General features: G+C 73.9%; 17 protein-coding genes. 11 read left to right on the top strand and 6 right to left on the bottom strand.

All coding sequences use genetic code 11. The annotated features are described in order from the left end of the window. Window positions 1-143 precede the first annotated feature (143 nt). The 6 genes from KPF22_RS26215 to KPF22_RS26190 all read left to right on the top strand — a co-directional run bounded on the left by KPF22_RS26215 (window position 144) and on the right by KPF22_RS26190 (window position 4,495). Window positions 144-1,103, top strand: coding sequence for a ketopantoate reductase family protein (locus tag KPF22_RS26215; RefSeq protein WP_208823169.1), 960 nt, complete (start codon window positions 144-146; stop codon window positions 1,101-1,103). A gap of 47 nt (window positions 1,104-1,150) precedes the next feature. Further along, complete coding sequence (locus KPF22_RS26210) at window positions 1,151-2,350, top strand: cytochrome P450 (RefSeq protein WP_208818841.1); 1,200 nt, start codon at window positions 1,151-1,153, stop codon at window positions 2,348-2,350. A gap of 73 nt (window positions 2,351-2,423) precedes the next feature. Further along, complete coding sequence (locus tag KPF22_RS26205) at window positions 2,424-3,026, top strand: TetR/AcrR family transcriptional regulator (RefSeq protein WP_224403565.1); 603 nt, start codon at window positions 2,424-2,426, stop codon at window positions 3,024-3,026. Continuing rightward, window positions 3,019-3,231: a hypothetical protein gene (locus KPF22_RS26200; protein WP_224403564.1), complete on the top strand. Its 213-nt coding sequence runs from the start codon at window positions 3,019-3,021 to the stop codon at window positions 3,229-3,231. Before KPF22_RS26205 ends, KPF22_RS26200 begins: the two co-directional genes overlap by 8 nt. A gap of 66 nt (window positions 3,232-3,297) precedes the next feature. Next, window positions 3,298-4,230 carry a helix-turn-helix transcriptional regulator gene (locus tag KPF22_RS26195; RefSeq protein WP_224403563.1) on the top strand — a complete coding sequence of 311 codons (933 nt, stop codon included), beginning with the start codon at window positions 3,298-3,300 and terminating at the stop codon, window positions 4,228-4,230. A 25-nt stretch (window positions 4,231-4,255) separates the two neighbouring features. Beyond that, the gene (locus KPF22_RS26190; protein WP_224403562.1) at window positions 4,256-4,495 is read left to right on the top strand and encodes a hypothetical protein; all 240 of its coding nucleotides are present in this window, start codon (window positions 4,256-4,258) and stop codon (window positions 4,493-4,495) included. Between the two features lie 4 nt (window positions 4,496-4,499). Here the strand turns inward: KPF22_RS26190 and KPF22_RS33355 are convergent, their stop codons facing one another. From KPF22_RS33355 to KPF22_RS26175, 3 genes are read right to left on the bottom strand one after another with little or no spacing between them, the layout of a single operon-like run. After that, window positions 4,500-5,543, bottom strand: coding sequence for a CopD family protein (locus KPF22_RS33355; protein WP_224403561.1), 1,044 nt, complete (start codon window positions 5,541-5,543; stop codon window positions 4,500-4,502). Continuing rightward, window positions 5,474-6,040 carry a copper resistance CopC family protein gene (locus KPF22_RS26180; protein WP_224403560.1) on the bottom strand — a complete coding sequence of 189 codons (567 nt, stop codon included), beginning with the start codon at window positions 6,038-6,040 and terminating at the stop codon, window positions 5,474-5,476. The genes KPF22_RS33355 and KPF22_RS26180 overlap by 70 nt, the downstream gene beginning before the upstream one ends. 58 nt (window positions 6,041-6,098) lie before the next feature. Continuing rightward, a complete protein-coding gene (locus KPF22_RS26175) occupies window positions 6,099-7,694 on the bottom strand; it encodes a dolichyl-phosphate-mannose--protein mannosyltransferase (protein ID WP_224403559.1) in 1,596 nt (531 codons plus the stop codon). 25 nt (window positions 7,695-7,719) lie between these two features. On the opposite strand from KPF22_RS26175, the gene rsmI reads away from it, so the two are divergent. Then, complete coding sequence (gene rsmI, locus KPF22_RS26170; RefSeq protein WP_224403558.1) at window positions 7,720-8,595, top strand: 16S rRNA (cytidine(1402)-2'-O)-methyltransferase; 876 nt, start codon at window positions 7,720-7,722, stop codon at window positions 8,593-8,595. Window positions 8,596-8,689: 94 nt separating this feature from the next. On the opposite strand, the gene KPF22_RS26165 is transcribed toward rsmI, so the two are convergent. Continuing rightward, window positions 8,690-9,865, bottom strand: a complete 1,176-nt coding sequence (locus KPF22_RS26165) for a cation:proton antiporter (RefSeq protein WP_208818751.1) — start codon at window positions 9,863-9,865, stop codon at window positions 8,690-8,692. Between the two features lie 16 nt (window positions 9,866-9,881). Next, complete coding sequence (locus KPF22_RS26160; RefSeq protein ID WP_208818752.1) at window positions 9,882-10,364, bottom strand: cation:proton antiporter regulatory subunit; 483 nt, start codon at window positions 10,362-10,364, stop codon at window positions 9,882-9,884. 95 nt (window positions 10,365-10,459) lie between these two features. Between KPF22_RS26160 and zwf the strand changes: the two genes are divergently transcribed. Both zwf and KPF22_RS26150 read left to right on the top strand, forming a co-directional pair. After that, window positions 10,460-11,869, top strand: a complete 1,410-nt coding sequence (zwf, locus tag KPF22_RS26155; protein WP_224403557.1) for a glucose-6-phosphate dehydrogenase — start codon at window positions 10,460-10,462, stop codon at window positions 11,867-11,869. Beyond that, on the top strand, window positions 11,866-13,695 hold the full coding sequence (locus tag KPF22_RS26150; RefSeq protein WP_224403556.1) for a glycoside hydrolase family 15 protein: 1,830 nt from the start codon (window positions 11,866-11,868) through the stop codon (window positions 13,693-13,695). The genes zwf and KPF22_RS26150 overlap by 4 nt, the downstream gene beginning before the upstream one ends. Before the next feature lie 6 nt (window positions 13,696-13,701). Here KPF22_RS26150 and KPF22_RS26145 read toward each other — a convergent pair whose 3' ends face one another. Then, window positions 13,702-14,265 carry a TetR/AcrR family transcriptional regulator gene (locus KPF22_RS26145; RefSeq protein ID WP_062400192.1) on the bottom strand — a complete coding sequence of 188 codons (564 nt, stop codon included), beginning with the start codon at window positions 14,263-14,265 and terminating at the stop codon, window positions 13,702-13,704. 113 nt (window positions 14,266-14,378) lie between these two features. Here KPF22_RS26145 and metG point away from each other — a divergent pair, with 113 nt between their 5' ends. Next, on the top strand, window positions 14,379-16,169 hold the full coding sequence (metG, locus tag KPF22_RS26140; protein WP_208818755.1) for a methionine--tRNA ligase: 1,791 nt from the start codon (window positions 14,379-14,381) through the stop codon (window positions 16,167-16,169). Continuing rightward, a complete protein-coding gene (locus KPF22_RS26135; RefSeq protein ID WP_208818756.1) occupies window positions 16,166-16,999 on the top strand; it encodes a TatD family hydrolase in 834 nt (277 codons plus the stop codon). Before metG ends, KPF22_RS26135 begins: the two co-directional genes overlap by 4 nt. The last annotated feature ends 174 nt before the right edge of the window (window positions 17,000-17,173 follow it).

Raw genomic sequence — 17,173 nt, 5'->3', positions numbered from 1 at the left:
GGCGGCCCTTCGTGCATTCCGGGGTCGGATCCCGCGCCCGCCGCCGTCCGGCGGACCCCGTCGCCCACGCCCGCGTTGACATCTGGAGGTCGTCTCCATATCGTCGAAGTGGAGACAATCTCCAATTGACGGTGGGGTGCGGCGTGAAGATCCTGATGATCGGCCGTGGCGTGATCGCGACGGTGTACGGCCGGGTGCTGGAACAGGCCGGCCACGAGGTCGAGTTCCTCGTCCGCCCGGGGCGTGCCGCGACCTACGGCGACGCGGTCGACATCGAGCTGGCCGACCTGCGGCGCCGGCCGTGGGGGCGGCGCGTCGTCGAGCGGTGGCCGGTGCGCCTCCGGGAGGAGCTCGAGGCCGACCACGACGTGGATCTGATCGTGCTGAGCGTGGGGCACCACCGCCTCGCCGAGGCCGCCGCGTTCCTGGCGCCGCGGCTCGGCCGGGCCACCGTGCTGGTCTTCGGCAACATCTGGGACGAGCCGCTCACCGCGATCGGCGACCTCCCGGTCGATCGGGTCGCCTGGGGTTTCCCGCAGGCGGGAGGTGGTTTCGGCGCGGACGGCGTGCTGCGCGCGATGCTGCTGCCGTCGGTCCTGTTCGGCACCCTCGGCGCGGCGCCCACCGAACGCGAGTCGGTCGTCCGCACGGTCTTCCGCGGGGCCGGGCTGCGGATCCGCGAGCAGCCCGACTTCCGCGGTTGGCTGTGGATCCACTTCGCAGCGGACGCCGGGATGCACGCGCAGGGGCTGCGGCGGGGCGTGCTGGCGAACCTCGCCGGGGCACCGGGGGACCTGCGTGCGGCGATGCTGGTCGGTCGTGAGCTGCTGCCGGTCCTCGAGGCACGGGGTGCCGACCTGAGCCGGCACCGGGCCGGTCTCCTCCCGTTGCGTGCTCCCGCATGGGCGGTCGGCGGCGCGCTCGCGCTGGCGACCGTCGTCCCCTCGCCCGCGCGTCTCAGCTTCACGGCGCACGCCGATCCCGGGGCCGAGGAGCCGCGTGCGGTCTGCCGGGACGCCCTCGCCGAGGCACGCCGGCTCGGCGTCGTCACGCCCCGCCTCGAGGCGGCCGAGCATCTCTTCGCCCGGGCCGGGGCCGGCTGAGCACCGCCCGCCCGCCCACACCCACCGCCCACGCACCGGAGGACGACATGACGACCGTCGACGAGTTCCCGCAGGCCCGTACCTGCCCGTTCGCCCCGCCGCCGGCCTACGCGAGGATCCGGGAGGAGGACCCGGTCGCGCGGGTCCGGCTGCCCGACGGCCGGCCGGCGTGGGTGGTCAGCCGCCACGAGGACGTCCGCACCGTGCTGAACGACCGGCGCTTCAGCGCCGACCGGGGGCATCCGAGCTTCCCGCAGCTGGTGCTCGGCGCGGCCGTGACCGGCGCCCCCGACGACGAGCCCGTGCTGCTCAGCATGGACGCGCCGGAACACCCGGTGGCCCGCAGGGCGGTGCTCGGAGAGTTCACCCTGCGCCGGACCGAGGGGCTGCGGCCACGGGTCCAGGAGATCGTCGACGAGCGGATCGACGCCGTGCTGGCCGGGCCCCGGCCCGCCGACCTGGTCGAGGAGCTGTCGTTGCCGGTCCCGTCGCTCGTGATCTGCGAGCTGCTCGGGGTGCCCTACTCCGCGCACACGTTCTTCCAGGAGCAGTCGACCGCGCTGATCGCCCGGGCGACGCCGCCCGAGGAGCGTGCCGCCGCCGGCGCCGCTCTGAGCGGCTACCTGGGCGACCTGATCGCGGAGAAGGAGACCGACCCGCCGGACGATCTGCTCGGGCGCCAGATCCGCCTGCTGCGCGAGCAGGGTTCCTACCGGCGGTCGGCCCTGGCGGGCCTGGGGATCCTGCTGCTCGTGGCGGGACACGAGACGACGGCGAACATGATCTCGTTGTCGACGGTGGCGTTCCTGCGCGCCCCGGAGCAGCTCGCGTCGATCCGGGCCGATCCCACCAGGACCCCCGCCGCGGTCGAGGAGATGCTGCGGTACTTCACGATCCTCGACGCGGCGACGGCCCGGCTGTGCGTCGAGGACGTCGAGATCGGCGGCCGGCTGATCCGCGCCGGCGAGGGGGTGCTGGCCCTGACGTACGCCGCGAACCGCGACCCGCGGGTGTTCGACGATCCCGACGAGCTGGACATCGAGCGCGGCGGCCGGCACCACGTCGCCTTCGGGTTCGGGCCGCACCAGTGCCTGGGGCAGAACCTGGCCCGGATGGAGCTGCAGATCGTGTTCGACACCCTGTTCCGCCGCATCCCCACGCTCGCGCTCGCCGTCGACGTCGACGAGCTGCCCTTCAAGGACGACGCGACCATCTTCGGTCTGCACCGGCTCCCGGTGACCTGGTGAGGATGTCCTGTCCCGTGGCCGGGGGCTGGGGCACGATGGGCGGACGATCTCCACCCGTGACGTGAGGTGCCCCGTGACCACCGACAAGCCGCTGCGTGCCGACGCCCGGCGGAACCGCGAGGCGATCGTCACCGCGGCGCGCGAGGTCTTCGACGCCGGCCGGTTCTTCGACATGCGGTACGACGACCTCGCCGGTCTGGCCGGCGTGGGGACCGGCACGCTCTACCGGAACTTCCCCACGCGCGAGGCGCTGGCCGAGGCCGTCTACCGCTCGGAGATCGCCACCCTGAGCGACCGCGCCCGGCGCCTCGGCGCGACGCGGTCCGCGGACGAGGCGCTGGCGACCTTCCTGCGGGACATGGTCGACCACATCGACGCACACCAGGGCCTGGCCCGCACGTTGGCCACCCTGATGTCCGCCGGCGGCGGGAGCGGGCACGAGCTCGAGGACGCGGTCGCCGAACTGGTGGCCGCGGGTGTGGCGGACGGGTCGCTGCGCGACGACGTCGACGCCGGTGCGGTGCTGATGGCCCTGCACGGCATCGGCGCCGCGCACGCGCGTCCCGGGTGGCGGGCCGAGGCCGACGGCGTCGTGACCCTCGTCGTGGACGGGCTGCGCCGGGACGCGGCGGTCGGGGACCGGGCGGTGCGCGGGGAGCCGGAGCGGCATGGGTGAGCCGACCGCAGTCGGCGTCCGCGCCGCCACGCCGTCCGACGCTCCGGGTATCGCCGACGTCTGCGCCCGTGCCTACCGTGTCACCTACCGCGCCCGTGGCTTCGTCGAGCGGGACCGCGTGCCGATGCGCACCTCCGCCGCGGACGACGACCTGTGGTCGCTGCGGATGCACCGAGATATCGCGAGATCCTCTCGTCAATCGTGACGATCTTCGTGGAACGGCGCCCGTCCCGCCTGGATCCGCGTGATCGCGAACCGCATACTCGTCCGGGTGACCGAATCCCCCGACGGTCGTCCCCTCGACTCCCCGGAACTGTTCTGTCGTGACTTCGCCGCGGTGCTCGACGCCCGCGGCGTGTCCGTCCGTGAGGCCGCCGAACGCTCGAACTGGAGCAAGAGCGCGATCGGGAACGCCCGCACCGGACCCCGCCTGCCCCGCGCCGACCTGGTGACGACGGTCCTCGCCGCCGTGGGAGTACCCGCGTCGGAGGTGCGGGAGTGGGCGCGCCGGCACGCGGCGCTGGCCGCGGCCCCCTCGTCGCCCACCACGGCTCCGGCGACGCTCTCGGCGACCGTCTCCGCGGACGTCGCGGCACCGGCGACGGGAGCACCCGCGGCCCGGGATGCGACGGAGCCCCCGGGAACGGGCGGGGCGGTGCCTCCCGCGGCCGCCGGGGGAACGGAGCCGACGAGCGCGGCCGCCGGGGAGACGGAACCGGCGGGCGCCGAGGATCCGAGGGGGCGCACGGCGCGGGCGGTGGTCGTCGCCGTCCTGGCCACGGCCCTGGTCGCGGGCGGTGCCGGCTGGCTCGCCGCCCGGACCCTCGGAGCGCCGGCCGCGGCGTCGGCGGGGCCGGCCGTCGTCACGGTGCAGAACAAGGTCGCGCTCGGCGCGGAGGACCTCGTCGAGGACTCCGGGCCCGCCTACCTGTCGTCACGGGCGATCGCGTTCTGCGGTCCCCGGGGCTGCAAGGAGGACGGCACCGACGTCGTCAGCGGGGCGCTGCTGCCCGCGACCTGCACGGTCGTCGGCGAGCGGATGTGGAACTACAACCTCGACTCGCCCGCCGCGCACAACCCGCACCGGGTCGAGTCCGCGCTCTGGTACCGCGTGACCTGGCCGGACGGCCGCTCCGGCTACCTCTCGGAGGTGTACCTGGATCCGGGGTCCCGTGGCGGGCTCGGACTCCCGACCTGCGGTTGATGCCACGCAGGAGCACTCCGGCGACGTGAGCGAGGAGCGGCTGGACCTGCTCGACCGCGACGTGCTGTTCGTCGACGGCGCGACCGAGCAGCAGATGACGGCGTCGGTGCCGTTCGCCCGCCTCGGCGTCGTCCGCGAGGGCCGCACGCTCTCCACGACGTTCTCCGACCCCCTGGACGGCGCGCTGTCCTGCGGCGGCCCGGACGCGCTGCTCCAGGCGATCGACCGGCTGGAACCGCAGCTCGCCGCCGCGACGACCCGCTGACCGCTCAGGCGGTGTGGGTCAGGGTCGCGGCGACCCCGGTCGCCGCGACCAGCACCAGCACCTCCACCGCCGCCCACACCAGCACCGGCAGCCGCCCGTCGCGCAGCCGGGCCCGCGTCGCGCCGCCCAGCGCGGCGGCGCAGGCCAGCAGCACGACCTTGGTGAGGACGACCGCGCCGTAGGCCGTCGTGACCAGGTCGGTGGGTGAGGACAGCCGCGCGGTGGCGGCGAGCAGCCCGGTCACCCCCAGCACGACGACGGCGGCGAGCGCGAGCCGGGAGAACCGGGGCACCGCGACGGTGCGCACGTCGGCGTCACGGGCGGTGACCAGCAGCGCGCCGAGCCCACCCACCCACAGCAGCGCCGCCGCGACGTGGGCGACGACCGCAGGCACCGCGTACGCCGCGACCGTCGACGCCGCGGTGTGCCCGGTCGCCGCGGGCGCCGCCGCCGCGACGACGACCACCAGCAGCGCCAGCACCGCGGGCCCCGGACCGGCGCCCGGCCGGGCAGGCCGCGACCCGGCGACGCCGACCAGCGCGAGGACCGCGGCCAGTGCCACCAGCTGGCCGGTCCCGGCACGCGGACCGGTCAGGAACTCCAGCAGGTCCGGGCCGCGCACGTCGGCGAGCCCGCGCCCGGACACGACCGCGCCCCGGACGAACGTCTCGACCAGCAGCACCCCGAGCCAGAGCGGCGCGACGGTCGTCAGGACCCGGTCGGCGCCGGGAACCCGGTCGGGTGCGAGCAGCGCGACCAGCGCCGCACCCGCCGCGACCACCGCGGCCAGGTCCGCCGCGGCCCGTACGACGGTCTGGGCCAGGTCGAGCGCGACGCCGTCCGGCCCGATGCCACCGGTGACCCCGGCGACGACGACCGCGGCCCCCACCAGCACCGCGACCCACCCGGCGACCGCGGGCGCGGGCTCGCGGACCGGGTCGCCCAGGACGCCGCCGCCGGGGGAGGTCCCGTCGATGGTCAGGCCCGCGACCGGCGCAGCGCGAACACGGCCCCGGCCCCGATCACGACGACGGCGAGCACCACCCACGGCCAGACCGGGGCGCCGCCGTCGTCGGCCGCGGTGGGGACGGTCCGGGGCGCGGTCTCCGGTGCGGCGGCCGTCGGGGCCCCGGAGGCGGGCGCCGGGGTGGTGGCGGCCGCACCCGGCCCGGGGGAGGTCAGGGTGAACGGCACCGTGCCCGAGACGGGGTGGCCGTCGTCGGAGACCACTCGGTAGGTGACCGTGTAGGCGCCGGCCGCACCGAGCGGGCGCAGCGGCACGGTGAGGGTGTCGCCGTCGCCGGTGGCGGGGCCCGCCGCGTAGTCGGTGCCGCCGGGGCCGGTCACCGAGACGGTGGCGTCGGCGGCCGCGATGTCCTCGGAGAACGTCAGCGACACCGACGTCGGCGCGGTGCCGACCTGCGCGTTCGCGGCGGGGCTGCTGGACTCGAGCTCGGTGTGCGCCCAGGCCGGTGCGGTCCCGGCGACGAGGGCGAGGAGCACGGCGGGGAGGGCGACCGCGAGGCGGCGGAGAACGGGGCTCACGCCGGGTTGGTCGTCGCTCCGCCCGCCGGAGTTCCGGGCGTCACCCGGACGGATCAGATCAGCGCCAGGACGGCAGCCACAGCTCGGCCTGCCAGTGCGCCGCGGTGATCGGGTCGCCGACCAGGATCGGCCACAGCCACACGAAGTTGACCCCGATCAGCGCCACCCACGTCGCGACGACGAGCAGCCCGTTGCGGCGACGGCGCGCGCTCATCCGCGAGTGGCCCAGCATCTGCCCCATCGCCAGCACGACGCCCAGGACCAGGAAGGGCACCACCGGCATCATGTAGAAGAAGTACATCTGCCGGTCGATGTTGAAGAACCACGGGACGAACCCGGCGGCGTAGCCGACGAGCACCGCCGTCCACCGCCAGTCGACCCGGGTCACCGCCCGCCACAGCCCCCAGAGCAGCACCGGGATCGCCGGCCACCACAGCGCCGGGGTGCCGATCAGCATCACCGCGGAGACGCAGTCGGTCTCCCCGCAGCCGGTCGCGTCGTCGGCGTAGCGGTAGAGCATCGGCCGCAGCCCCATCGGCCAGGTCCAGGGCTTGGACTCCCACGGGTGCGCCCCGGCGGACTGCGTCGTCAGGTTCTCGTGGAAGGCGAGGACCTGGCCGTGGTAGTACCAGAGCGACCGCAGCGCGTCGGGCACCCAGGCGAACGCCCCGCCGGTGCCGATCTCCTGGCCCACCTCGTGGCGGTCGATGCCGGTCTCGCTGCCGAACCACGCCCACCAGGACCCGACGTAGGTCAGCACCGGGACCAGGACGAGCGCCCACAGCGCGGGGGCGACGTCGCGCACCATCGTCCCCACCCACGGCCGGGCGACCCCGGCGCGGCGGCGCACCGAGACGTCCCACAGCACGCACAACAGCCCGAACGCGGCGATGTAGTAGACGCCGTTCCACTTCACCGCACACGCCAGTCCGAGCGAGACGCCGGCGGTCAGCCGCCACCAGCGCACACCCCAGCGCGGGCCCCACACGGTGTCGCCGACCCGCCCCTCGGCGACGACGCGCGCCATCCGGGCGCGGACGTCGTCGCGGTCGGCGAGCAGCGCGGCGAACGCGGCCACCACGAACAGCGCGGAGAAGACGTCGAGCATCCCCATCCGCGACTGCACGTGCGACAGCCCGTCGGCGCACAGCAGCAGCCCGGCGAGCCCGCCCAGCGCCGTGGAGCGGGTCAGGCGCCGTCCGGCCCGGACGACGAGCAGCACGGTGAGCACCCCGGCCAGCGCGGCCGAGACCCGCCAGCCGACGCCGTCGTAGCCGAAGACCATCTGGCCCAGCGCGATCAGCTGTTTCGCCAGCGGCGGGTGGACGATCTTCTCGTAACCGGGGTTGCTCTCCACCCCGCCGTTGCGGACCATGTCCCAGGCCTGCGGGACGTAGTGCTTCTCGTCGAACACGGGGGTGCCGCGGTCGGTGGGCTCGCCCAGGTCGTAGAACCGCAGCAGCGCCGCGACCAGCACCACGCCCGCGGTGACCAGCCAGCCCGTCAGCCGGTCCGAGGGTGGCGGCGCGCCGAGCCGCGCGGCCGGGCCGGGATCGGCGCGGCGCAGCGGTGGCGGGGTGCCCCGCGGGGTCAGACCGGGTTCGGGTGCCGCTCCGGCGACCCGGCTCCCGGTGTCGGCGCTCGTGGTGGCCATCGCGTCCGATCGTAGGCTGGCCGACGTGATTCCCGCCCCCGACTCCACGCCCGACACGGCGACGACGACCGGTCGCCTGGTCCTGGCCGCGACCCCGCTGGGCGACCCGCGGGACGCGTCGCCGCGGCTGCGGGAGCTGATCGCCACCGCCGACGTCATCGCCGCCGAGGACACCCGCCGGTTCCGGACCCTCGCCGCGGCGCTGCCGGTCACCTACACCGGCCGCATCGTCAGCCACTACGACGCCGTCGAGGCCGAGCGGCTGCCCGGCCTGCTGTCCGCGGTCCGCGACGGCGCGACCGTGCTGGTCGTGTCCGACGCCGGGATGCCCGCCGTCTCCGACCCGGGCTACCGGCTCGTCGCCGCGGCCGCCGCGGAGGACCTCCCGGTCACCTGCGCGCCCGGCCCGTCCGCGGTGACCACGGCACTGGTCCTGTCCGGGCTGCCGTGCGAGCGGTTCTGCTTCGACGGCTTCCCGCCGCGCCGCTCCGGCGAGCGCCGCCGGTGGCTGGAGACCCTGCGCGACGAGCGCCGCGCCGTGGTGTTCTTCGAGTCGCCGCGGCGGACCGCGGACACCCTCGCCGACGCCGTCGCGGTGCTGGGCGAGACCCGGCGTGCCGCGGTGTGCCGGGAGCTGACCAAGACCCACGAGCAGGTCGTGCGCGGCACCCTGGCCGAGCTGCACACCTGGGCCACCTCCGGCGACGTGCTCGGGGAGGTGACCGTGGTGCTGGCCGGCGCCGAGGCCCGGGAGGCGCCGCCGGTGGAGTCGCTTGTCGACGCCGTCCGGGAACGCACCGACGACGGCGAGCGTCTCAAGGACGCCGTCGCCGCCGTCGCCGAGGCCGCGGGCGTGCCGAAGCGGGACCTCTACAACGCGACCCTCGCCGCCCGGGACTGACACCGCACCCCGCGCGCTGTCGCCGCACCCGTCGCGGCGGGTGCGACGGCCCCCGGTGGGGTGCGACGGCGGGCAGGGCGGGATGAGCGGGCGGTCAGGCCGTCGCGGGGGTGCGCGTCGGGATCGCCCGCATGACGGGCTCGACGTAGCGGGCGGCGATCGGGCCGAGCACCGCCATGATCAGCACGTACGCCGTGGCCAGCGCGGACAGTTCGGCGGGCACGGCGGCGTAGCCGACGGCCAGCCCGGCGATGACGATCGAGAACTCCCCGCGGGCGATCAGCGCGGCCCCGGCGCGGGCCCGGCCCATCCGCCCGATCCGTGCGCGCTTCGCCGCCCACCAGCCCGTCGCGTACTTGGTCGCGGCCGTCGACACGGCGAGCACGAGCGCCCAGCCGAGCACCGGCGGGATGGTCCGCGGGTCGGTCGACAGCCCGAACACCACGAAGAACACCGCGGCGAACAGGTCCCGCAGCGGCTCCAGCAGCTTCGTCGCGTTCTCCGCGGTCGAGCCGGAGATCGCGATGCCCAGCAGGAACGCGCCCACCGCGGCGGACACCTGCATGGCCTGGGCGAACCCGGCGACCAGCAGCGCGGCGCCGAGCACCTTGAGCAGGAACACCTCGCGGTCGTCGGAGTCGACGACGGCCGAGACGTAGCGGCCGTAGCGCAGGGCCACGACCAGCACCACCGAGATCACCGCGAGCGACACCGCGACCGCACTGATCCCGCCCCACAGCGTCACGCCGAGCAGCAGCGCCGTGAGGATCGGCAGGTAGAGCGCCATCACCAGGTCCTCGAAGACCAGCACCGACAGCACCACCGGCGTCTCCCGGTTGCCGAGCCGGCCCAGGTCCGACAGCACCTTCGCGACGATCCCGGAGGAGGAGATGTAGGTGACCCCGCCCAGCACCATCGCCCCGACCGCGCCCCAGCCCAGGATCAGCGCGACGGCGACGCCGGGCGCGGCGTTCAGCACGATGTCCACGATCCCGGCCGTCCAGGACCGGCGCAGCCCCGTGACCAGCTCGACCGCGGAGTACTCGAGCCCGAGCAGCAGGAGCAGCAGGACGACGCCGACCTCGCCGGCCAGCGAGGTGAAGTCGCCGATGTCGCCCAGCGGGATGACGCCGCCCGCCCCGAACGCGAGGCCGCCGAGCAGGTAGAGCGGGATGGGGGACAGGCCGATCCGCTGGGCGAGCCTGCCGAGCAGCCCGAGCCCGAAGAAGACGGCGCCGAGTTCGAGCAGTTCGAGTGCGGTGTGGTCCACGGCTACCGGGGCGGCCTCAGCCGCGCGCGAGGATGTCGGCGGCCTGCTCCAGCTTCTCGGCCGTCCCGACGGCGATCACGATGTCCCCGGCCGCCAGCACGTGGTCCGGCGTCGGCGACGGGATCACCTGGCCCGCGCGCATGATCGCGACCACCGACACCTGGGTGCGGGTGCGCAGCGCGGTGTCGCCGAGCGGGCGGCCGTCGAACGGGCTGTTGAGCTTGATCGGCATCTTGCGGGTGGTGATGCCCGGGAGGTCCGCGTGCTCGTCCTTCAGCTGGTTGACCAGCTGCGGGGCGCCGAGCAGGTTCGCCAGGGCGCCCGCCTCCTCGATGGTCAGCGGCAGCTCCGCGACGCAGGCGTCCGGGTCGTCGGCACGGGAGAGGATCAGGTCGATCTTCCCGTCGCGGTGCGCGATGACCCCGACCCGGCGGCCGCTGCGCAGCTCGATCTCCTTCCGCACCCCGATCCCGGGCAGCGGCGTCACGTCGACGTTCACCCCTGCAACGGTACGCCGCGCACACCGGCCGTCGGAAACACGCTGTTGACCGGCGCCGCCGAATGACCGGGCCCGCCCGGGGGTAGCCGAGGATCATGCCTTCGGACCTGCCCCCGCACGTGATCGTGCTGTTCGGCGCCACCGGCGACCTGGCGAAGCGCAAGCTCTTCCCGGGTCTGCTCCACCTGCAGAACGAGGGGCTGCTCCCCGAGGACTTCCGGGTCATCGGGTCTGGCCGGCACTCGCCCGGCTCCGACGACGAGTTCCGCGACCGCATCCGCGGCGCCCTGTCCGACGACACCGGCTGGGACGACTTCGCGCCGCGGCTGAGCTTCGTCGTCTCCGACGCCGACGACGGCGCCGACCTCGCCGAGGCGGTGCGGCGCGCGGAGAAGGACCTCGGCTCCGACGACGTGCGCCGGCTCGTCTACCTCTCCGTGCCGCCGACCGCGATGACCCCGATGGTCGCGATGCTGGGGAAGACCGGCATCGCCGAGCGCTCCCGGCTGGTGCTGGAGAAGCCGTTCGGCACCGACCTGGAGTCCGCGAAGGAGCTGAACGCGGGCCTGAAGGACGTCTACGACGAGGCCGACATCTTCCGCATCGACCACTTCCTCGGCAAGGAGTCGGTGCAGAACATCCTCGCGCTGCGCTTCGCCAACGGTCTGTTCGAGCCGGTGTGGAACCGCCAGAACATCCGCTACGTGCAGATCGACGTCCCCGAGGAGATCGGGATCGAGGGCCGGGCGTCGTTCATGGAGTCCACCGGCACGTTCCGCGACATGATCTCCACGCACCTGTTCCAGATCCTCGGGTTCGTCGCGCTGGAGCCGCCGCACGAGATCGCGCCGGACGCGCTGCACGCGGAGAAGGCGAAGGTGTTCGGATCGATCCGGCCGCTCGACCCGTCGCGGGTGGTGTTCGGCCAGTACGCCTCCTACCGCGACGAGGAGGGCGTCGCCGACGACTCGGAGTCCGAGACGTTCGTCGCGCTGGAGACCTACGTCGACAACTGGCGCTGGTTCGGCGTCCCGTTCCTCCTGCGCACCGGCAAGGCGATGGGCGCGACCCGGCGCACCGTGACGATCGGCTTCGACGAGCCGGCGCTGACCATGTTCCCGGGCGGGTCGTTCACGGGCGACGCCCACGACGGGCCGCCCACCGAGCTCGTGATCGAGCTGGCCGACCAGGTGTCGGCCGAGCTCGACGTCCGGGCGAAGGTCCCCGGCCCGGAGCTGAAGGTCGGCCGCGGCCGGATGCGGCTGGACCTCGACAGCGTCGGTGATCCCGACGACGCGCTGGAGGCCTACGAGCGGCTGCTCCTGGACGTCATGAAGGGGGACCGCACGCTGTTCACCACCACCGAGGAGGTCGAACGGCTCTGGGAGCTGTGCGACCCGGTGCTCGCCGACCCGCCGCGGACGCAGACCTACTCCGACGGGTCCTGGGGCCCGCAGGACGCGCTCGACCTGCCCGGCCCGCGCGGCTGGCGGGTGCCGGAGTGAGCCCCTCGCGCAGCGAGCGCTACCTCCCGATCGCCGAGCACGGGATCATCGGCGACCTGCGCTCCGCGGCGCTCGTCGGCACCGACGGCACCGTCGACTGGTTCTGCCCGGGCCGGTTCGACGCGCCCAGCGTGTTCGCCTCGCTGCTCGACGCCGACCGCGGCGGGCACTGGAGGCTCGCGCCGTGCGTCGACGAGACCGAGCTCGCCAGCCAGCAGCAGTTCTACTACCCCGACTCCAACATCCTCATCACCCGCTTCCTCACCGCCGACGGCATCGTCGAGGTGCAGGACCTCATGGTGGTGCTGCGCCCGCACGACCCCGACCACCGCCAGCGGCTGGTCCGCCGGGTGACCGGGGTCCGCGGGTCGGTGCCGATGACCGTCGAGGTGGTCCCGCGACCCGACTACGCCCGGGAGACCCCGAAGGTCGAGACCGCGGGCGCCGGCATCCGGTTCACCGGCAGCGGCCTCACCCTGGACCTGACGTCGTCGGTGGAGCTGGAGATCACCGACCACGCCGCGGGCGCGGAGTTCCGCACCGCCGAGGGCCGCACCGAGGTGTTCGTGCTGGAGGTGGACGCGACCGGGGAGCCCACCCCCTGCGACGACGCCGCGGAGGCCCTGTTCACCGGGACCGTCTCGTTCTGGAAGGACTGGCTGGCGCACTCGTCGTACACCGGGCGGTGGCGCGAGCGCGTCCACCGCTCCGCGCTCACCCTCAAACTGCTCACCCACGAGCCGACCGGCGCGGTGATCGCGTCGCCGACGATGGGGTTGCCCGAACATCTGGGCGGCGAGCGGAACTGGGACTACCGCTACGTCTGGATGCGCGACGCCGCGTTCACCCTCTACGCGCTGCTGCGGCTCGGGTTCACCGAGGAGGCGGGCGCGTTCATCGGCTGGCTGTCGGGCCGGTTCGGGAGCACCCGCGACGGGGACCAGGGCCCGCTGCGCGTGATGTACACGATCGACGGCGACGAGACCCCCGACGAGGTCGAGCTCGACCACCTCGACGGCTACCGCGGCTCGCGCCCGGTGCTGGCCGGCAACGGCGCCGCGGACCAGCTGCAGCTCGACATCTACGGCGAGATCATCGACTCGGTCTACCTGTACGACAAGTACGGCGACGGCGTCGGCCACGAGGACTGGACGAACCTCTGCACGATCCTCGACTGGCTGCGCGAGCACTGGGACTCCCCGGACGAGGGCATCTGGGAGACCCGTGCGGGCCGCCAGGACCACGTGTTCTCCCGGCTCATGTGCTGGGTCGCGGTCGAGCGGATGATCCGGATGGCGCGCCGGCGCGGCCTGCCCGGCGACGTCGGGGCCTGGACCACCACCCGCGACGAGATCTACCACCAGATCATGGACCGCGGCTGGGACCCCGACGTGGGGCCGCGCGGGTCGTTCGTGCAGCGCTACGGCGCGACCACGCTGGACGCCTCGGTGCTGCTCATGCCGATGGTGAAGTTCTGCGCGCCCACCGAGCCGCGGTTCCTGGCGACCCTGGACGCGATCAACGACGACCTCGTCGTCGACACCCTGGTGTTCCGCTACGACGTCGAGGACTCGCCGGACGGTCTCGACGGCGAGGAGGGCACGTTCTCGATGTGCTCGTTCTGGAACGTCGAGGCGATGACCAGGGCCGGACGCCTGGAACAGGCCCGGATCGCGCTGGAGAAGATGTTCTCCTACGGCAACCACCTGGGCCTCTACGCCGAGGAGATCGGCCTGACCGGGGAGCAGCTGGGGAACTTCCCGCAGGCGTTCACGCACCTGTCGCTGATCAGCTCCGCGATCAACCTGGACCGGGCGCTGGGGTGAGGCCGCTCAGCGGGTGAACAGGCAGGACTCGTAGAGCCGGACCCCGTGGCCCAGGGCCTGCTCGCGGGTCACGGGGCTCTCCGGGTCCAGCCAGGCCAGCACGATCTCGCCCATCCCGCCGAGGCAGAAGTGCCCGGCGACGCGCAGGTCGTCGGGCTCGATCCGGGTGTCGGCGGCGCCGCTGACCATCAGCTCGGCGAAGCCGCGGTTGGCGCTGCGGCGGCGCGCGAGCAGCGCAGGACAGCCGACCGCGTCGACCAGCGCCACGACCCGGCGCGGGTCGCGGTCGACGTCGTCGAACCACGCGGTGAGGGCGGCCCTGATCTGGGCGGCCGGGTTCGGGGCCGCCGACTGCACCGCGGCCATCGTGGCGGCGGCGCGCTCGTCGACGACGTGGTCGAACACCGCGCACCCGAGCTCCACGCCCGAGGCGAACTCCGCCGCGGCGGAGGCGGGCAGCCCGGCCCGTTCCGCGGCCGAGGTGGGGTCGATGGCGGGCCACCCGCCGTCCACCCACTGCTGCAGGGCCGCGTCGAGCAGTGCCTCGCGGTCCCGTTCACCACGGTCCATGGGCGCCACTATGACACCAGCAGGGGGAACGACACCCGTCTCCGCGAGCTATCCCCATCTTTGGTGATGTGCCGCCGCAGAACGGGATGGCGACGGTGAATACGCTGGAGGGCATGAGTAAAGCCGTGCTGACCGCCGTGGCGTGGCCCTACGCCAACGGACCCCGGCACATCGGCCACGTGTCCGGCTTCGGTGTGCCCTCCGACGTGTTCGCCCGGTACCGGCGGATGGCGGGGGACCGGGTGCTGATGGTGTCCGGCACCGACGAGCACGGCACCCCGATCCAGGTCCAGGCCGACGCCGAGGGGCTGACCCCGCGCCAGCTCGCCGACAAGTACAACGGCGTGATCACCGACGACCTGCAGGGCCTCGGGCTGAGCTACGACCTGTTCACCCGCACCACGACGTCGAACCACTACCGCGTCGTGCAGGACATGTTCACCGCGCTGTACAAGAACGGCTACGTCGTCCCGAAGACGCAGCTGGGCGCGATCAGCCCGTCCACCGGCCGCACCCTGCCCGACCGCTACATCGAGGGCACCTGCCCGATCTGCGGCTACGACGGCGCCCGCGGCGACCAGTGCGACAACTGCGGCAACCAGCTCGATCCGGCCGATCTCAAGAACCCGCGCTCGCGGATCAACGGGGAGACCCCGAAGTTCGTCGAGACCGAGCACTTCTTCCTCGACCTGCCCGCCTTCTCCGAGGCGCTCGGCAGCTGGCTGTCGACCCGCACCGACTGGCGCCCCAACGTGCTCAAGTTCTCCGCCAACCTGGTGGAGAACCTCAAGCCGCGCGCCATCACCCGCGACCTGGAGTGGGGCGTGCCCGTCCCGCTCGACCTCTGGTCGGACAACCCGCTCAAGAAGATCTACGTCTGGTTCGACGCCGTCATCGGCTACCTGTCCGCCTCGGTGGAGTGGGCCCGCCGCGGCCCGGACCCGGACGCGTGGAAGCAGTGGTGGACCGACCCGGCCGCCGAGGCCTTCTACTTCATGGGCAAGGACAACATCACCTTCCACTCGGTGATGTGGCCGGCGATCCTGCTCGGGCAGAACGGCGCGGGCGACCGCGGCGGCGAGCCGGGGCCGTACGGGACGCTCGACCTGCCCAGCGAGGTCGTGTCCTCGGAGTACCTGACGATGAGCGGGTCGAAGTTCTCGACCAGCCGCGGCACCGTCATCTACGTCGGCGACTTCCTGCGCGAGTTCGGGCCGGACGCGCTGCGCTACCACATCGCCGTCGCCGGGCCGGAGAACCAGGACGTCGACTTCACCTGGGACGAGTTCGTCCGCCGGGTGAACTTCGAGCTGGCCAACGAGTGGGGCAACCTGGTCAACCGGTCCATCTCGATGGCCCACAAGAACGTGGGCGCGGTCCCCACGCCGACGGCGCCGCAGCAGGCCGACGCCGAGCTGCTCGCGTACTCGCGGGCCGGGTTCGACACCGTCGGCGGGCTGCTCGCGCGGAACCGGTTCAAGCAGGCCGCGGGTGAGGCGATGCGCGTGGTCACCGCCGCGAACCGGTACCTGTCCGACCAGGAGCCGTGGAAGCGCAAGGACGACCCGGAGCGCCGGGACACGATCCTGCACACCGCGCTGCAGGTCGTGCAGGACGCCAACACCCTGCTGACCCCGTTCCTGCCGCACGCGGCGCAGAAGGTGCACGAGGCGCTCGGCGGCACCGGGGTGTGGGCCGCGCAGCCGGAGAAGACGACCGTCGACGACCTCGGCGACGGCCCCGCCTACCCGGTCCTCACCGGCGACTACGCCGCCGAGCAGGCCCACTGGGGGTCGACGCCGATCGAGGTGGGACGCCCGCTGGCCAAGCCGTCGCCGATCATCGCCAAGCTCGCACCCGAGCTGGGGGAGACCGGGCCGGAGTGGGCCCCGGTCCAGACGTGAGCGGACACGGCCGCCGGCCGCGTCCCGAGCCGCCGGAGCCGCTCGCCGCGTCGACGATCGACAGCCACACCCACCTCGACGCGTGCGGCTGCGAGACCGACGCCGACGTCGTCGCCGCGATGGACCGGGCGGCGGCGGTCGGCGTCGTCGGCGCGGTCACCATCGCCGACGACCTCGACGGCGCGCGGTTCGCCGTCCGCGCCGCGCACGCCGACGACCGGGTGTGGGCGGCCGTCGCGCTGCACCCCACCCGGACGGCAGGGGTACCGGCCGCCGACCTCGCCGAGATCGAGCGGCTGGCCGCCGACGACCGTGTCGTGTCGATCGGCGAGACCGGCCTGGACTACTACTGGGACCACAGCCCGCCCGCCGCGCAGCAGGATGCGTTCCGCTGGCACATCGGGCTGGCCAAGCGCACCGGCAAGCCGCTGATGATCCACGACCGGGACGCCCACGACGACGTCCTGCGGATCCTGCGCGAGGAGGGCGCCCCGGACACCGTCGTCTTCCACTGCTTCTCCGGCGACGCCGCGATGGCCCGGGAGTGCGCCGACGCCGGGTACGTCCTGTCCTTCGCCGGGCCCGTCACCTTCAAGAACAACCACGAGCTGCGCGCCGCCGCGGCACTGGTGCCCGCCGGGCAGTACCTCGTGGAGACCGACGCGCCGTTCCTCACCCCGCACCCGCACCGCGGCCGGGCCAACGAGCCCTACGTGCTGCCGTGGACCGTGCGGGGGATCGCCGCGACCCGCGGGGAGTCCGAGGCCCTGGTCGCCGAGACAGCCCGCCGCAACGCCGAACGGATCTTCCGGCTGCGCACAACTGATTGACGCCGTCCGCCGTGACGAGTGGCGGGGTTGTCGTCACTCACCGTCGATCACCGTCCGCTCGTCGCCACGCGCGCGTCGGAAACGCTGCGCCGGGTCACGGTCCGCTAACGTCCCTCGTCGTACCCGCCGGGACGGGGTCGCTCCCCCGACCCGCGGGACGACGACCGGTCCGCT

The organism is Pseudonocardia sp. ICBG1034, assembly GCF_020131375.1.
GTDB classification, from domain to species: Bacteria; Actinomycetota; Actinomycetes; order Mycobacteriales; family Pseudonocardiaceae; genus Pseudonocardia; species Pseudonocardia alni.
The sequence above is the reverse complement of the archived record's forward strand: the minus strand, read 5'-3'. Positions and strand labels throughout refer to the sequence as shown.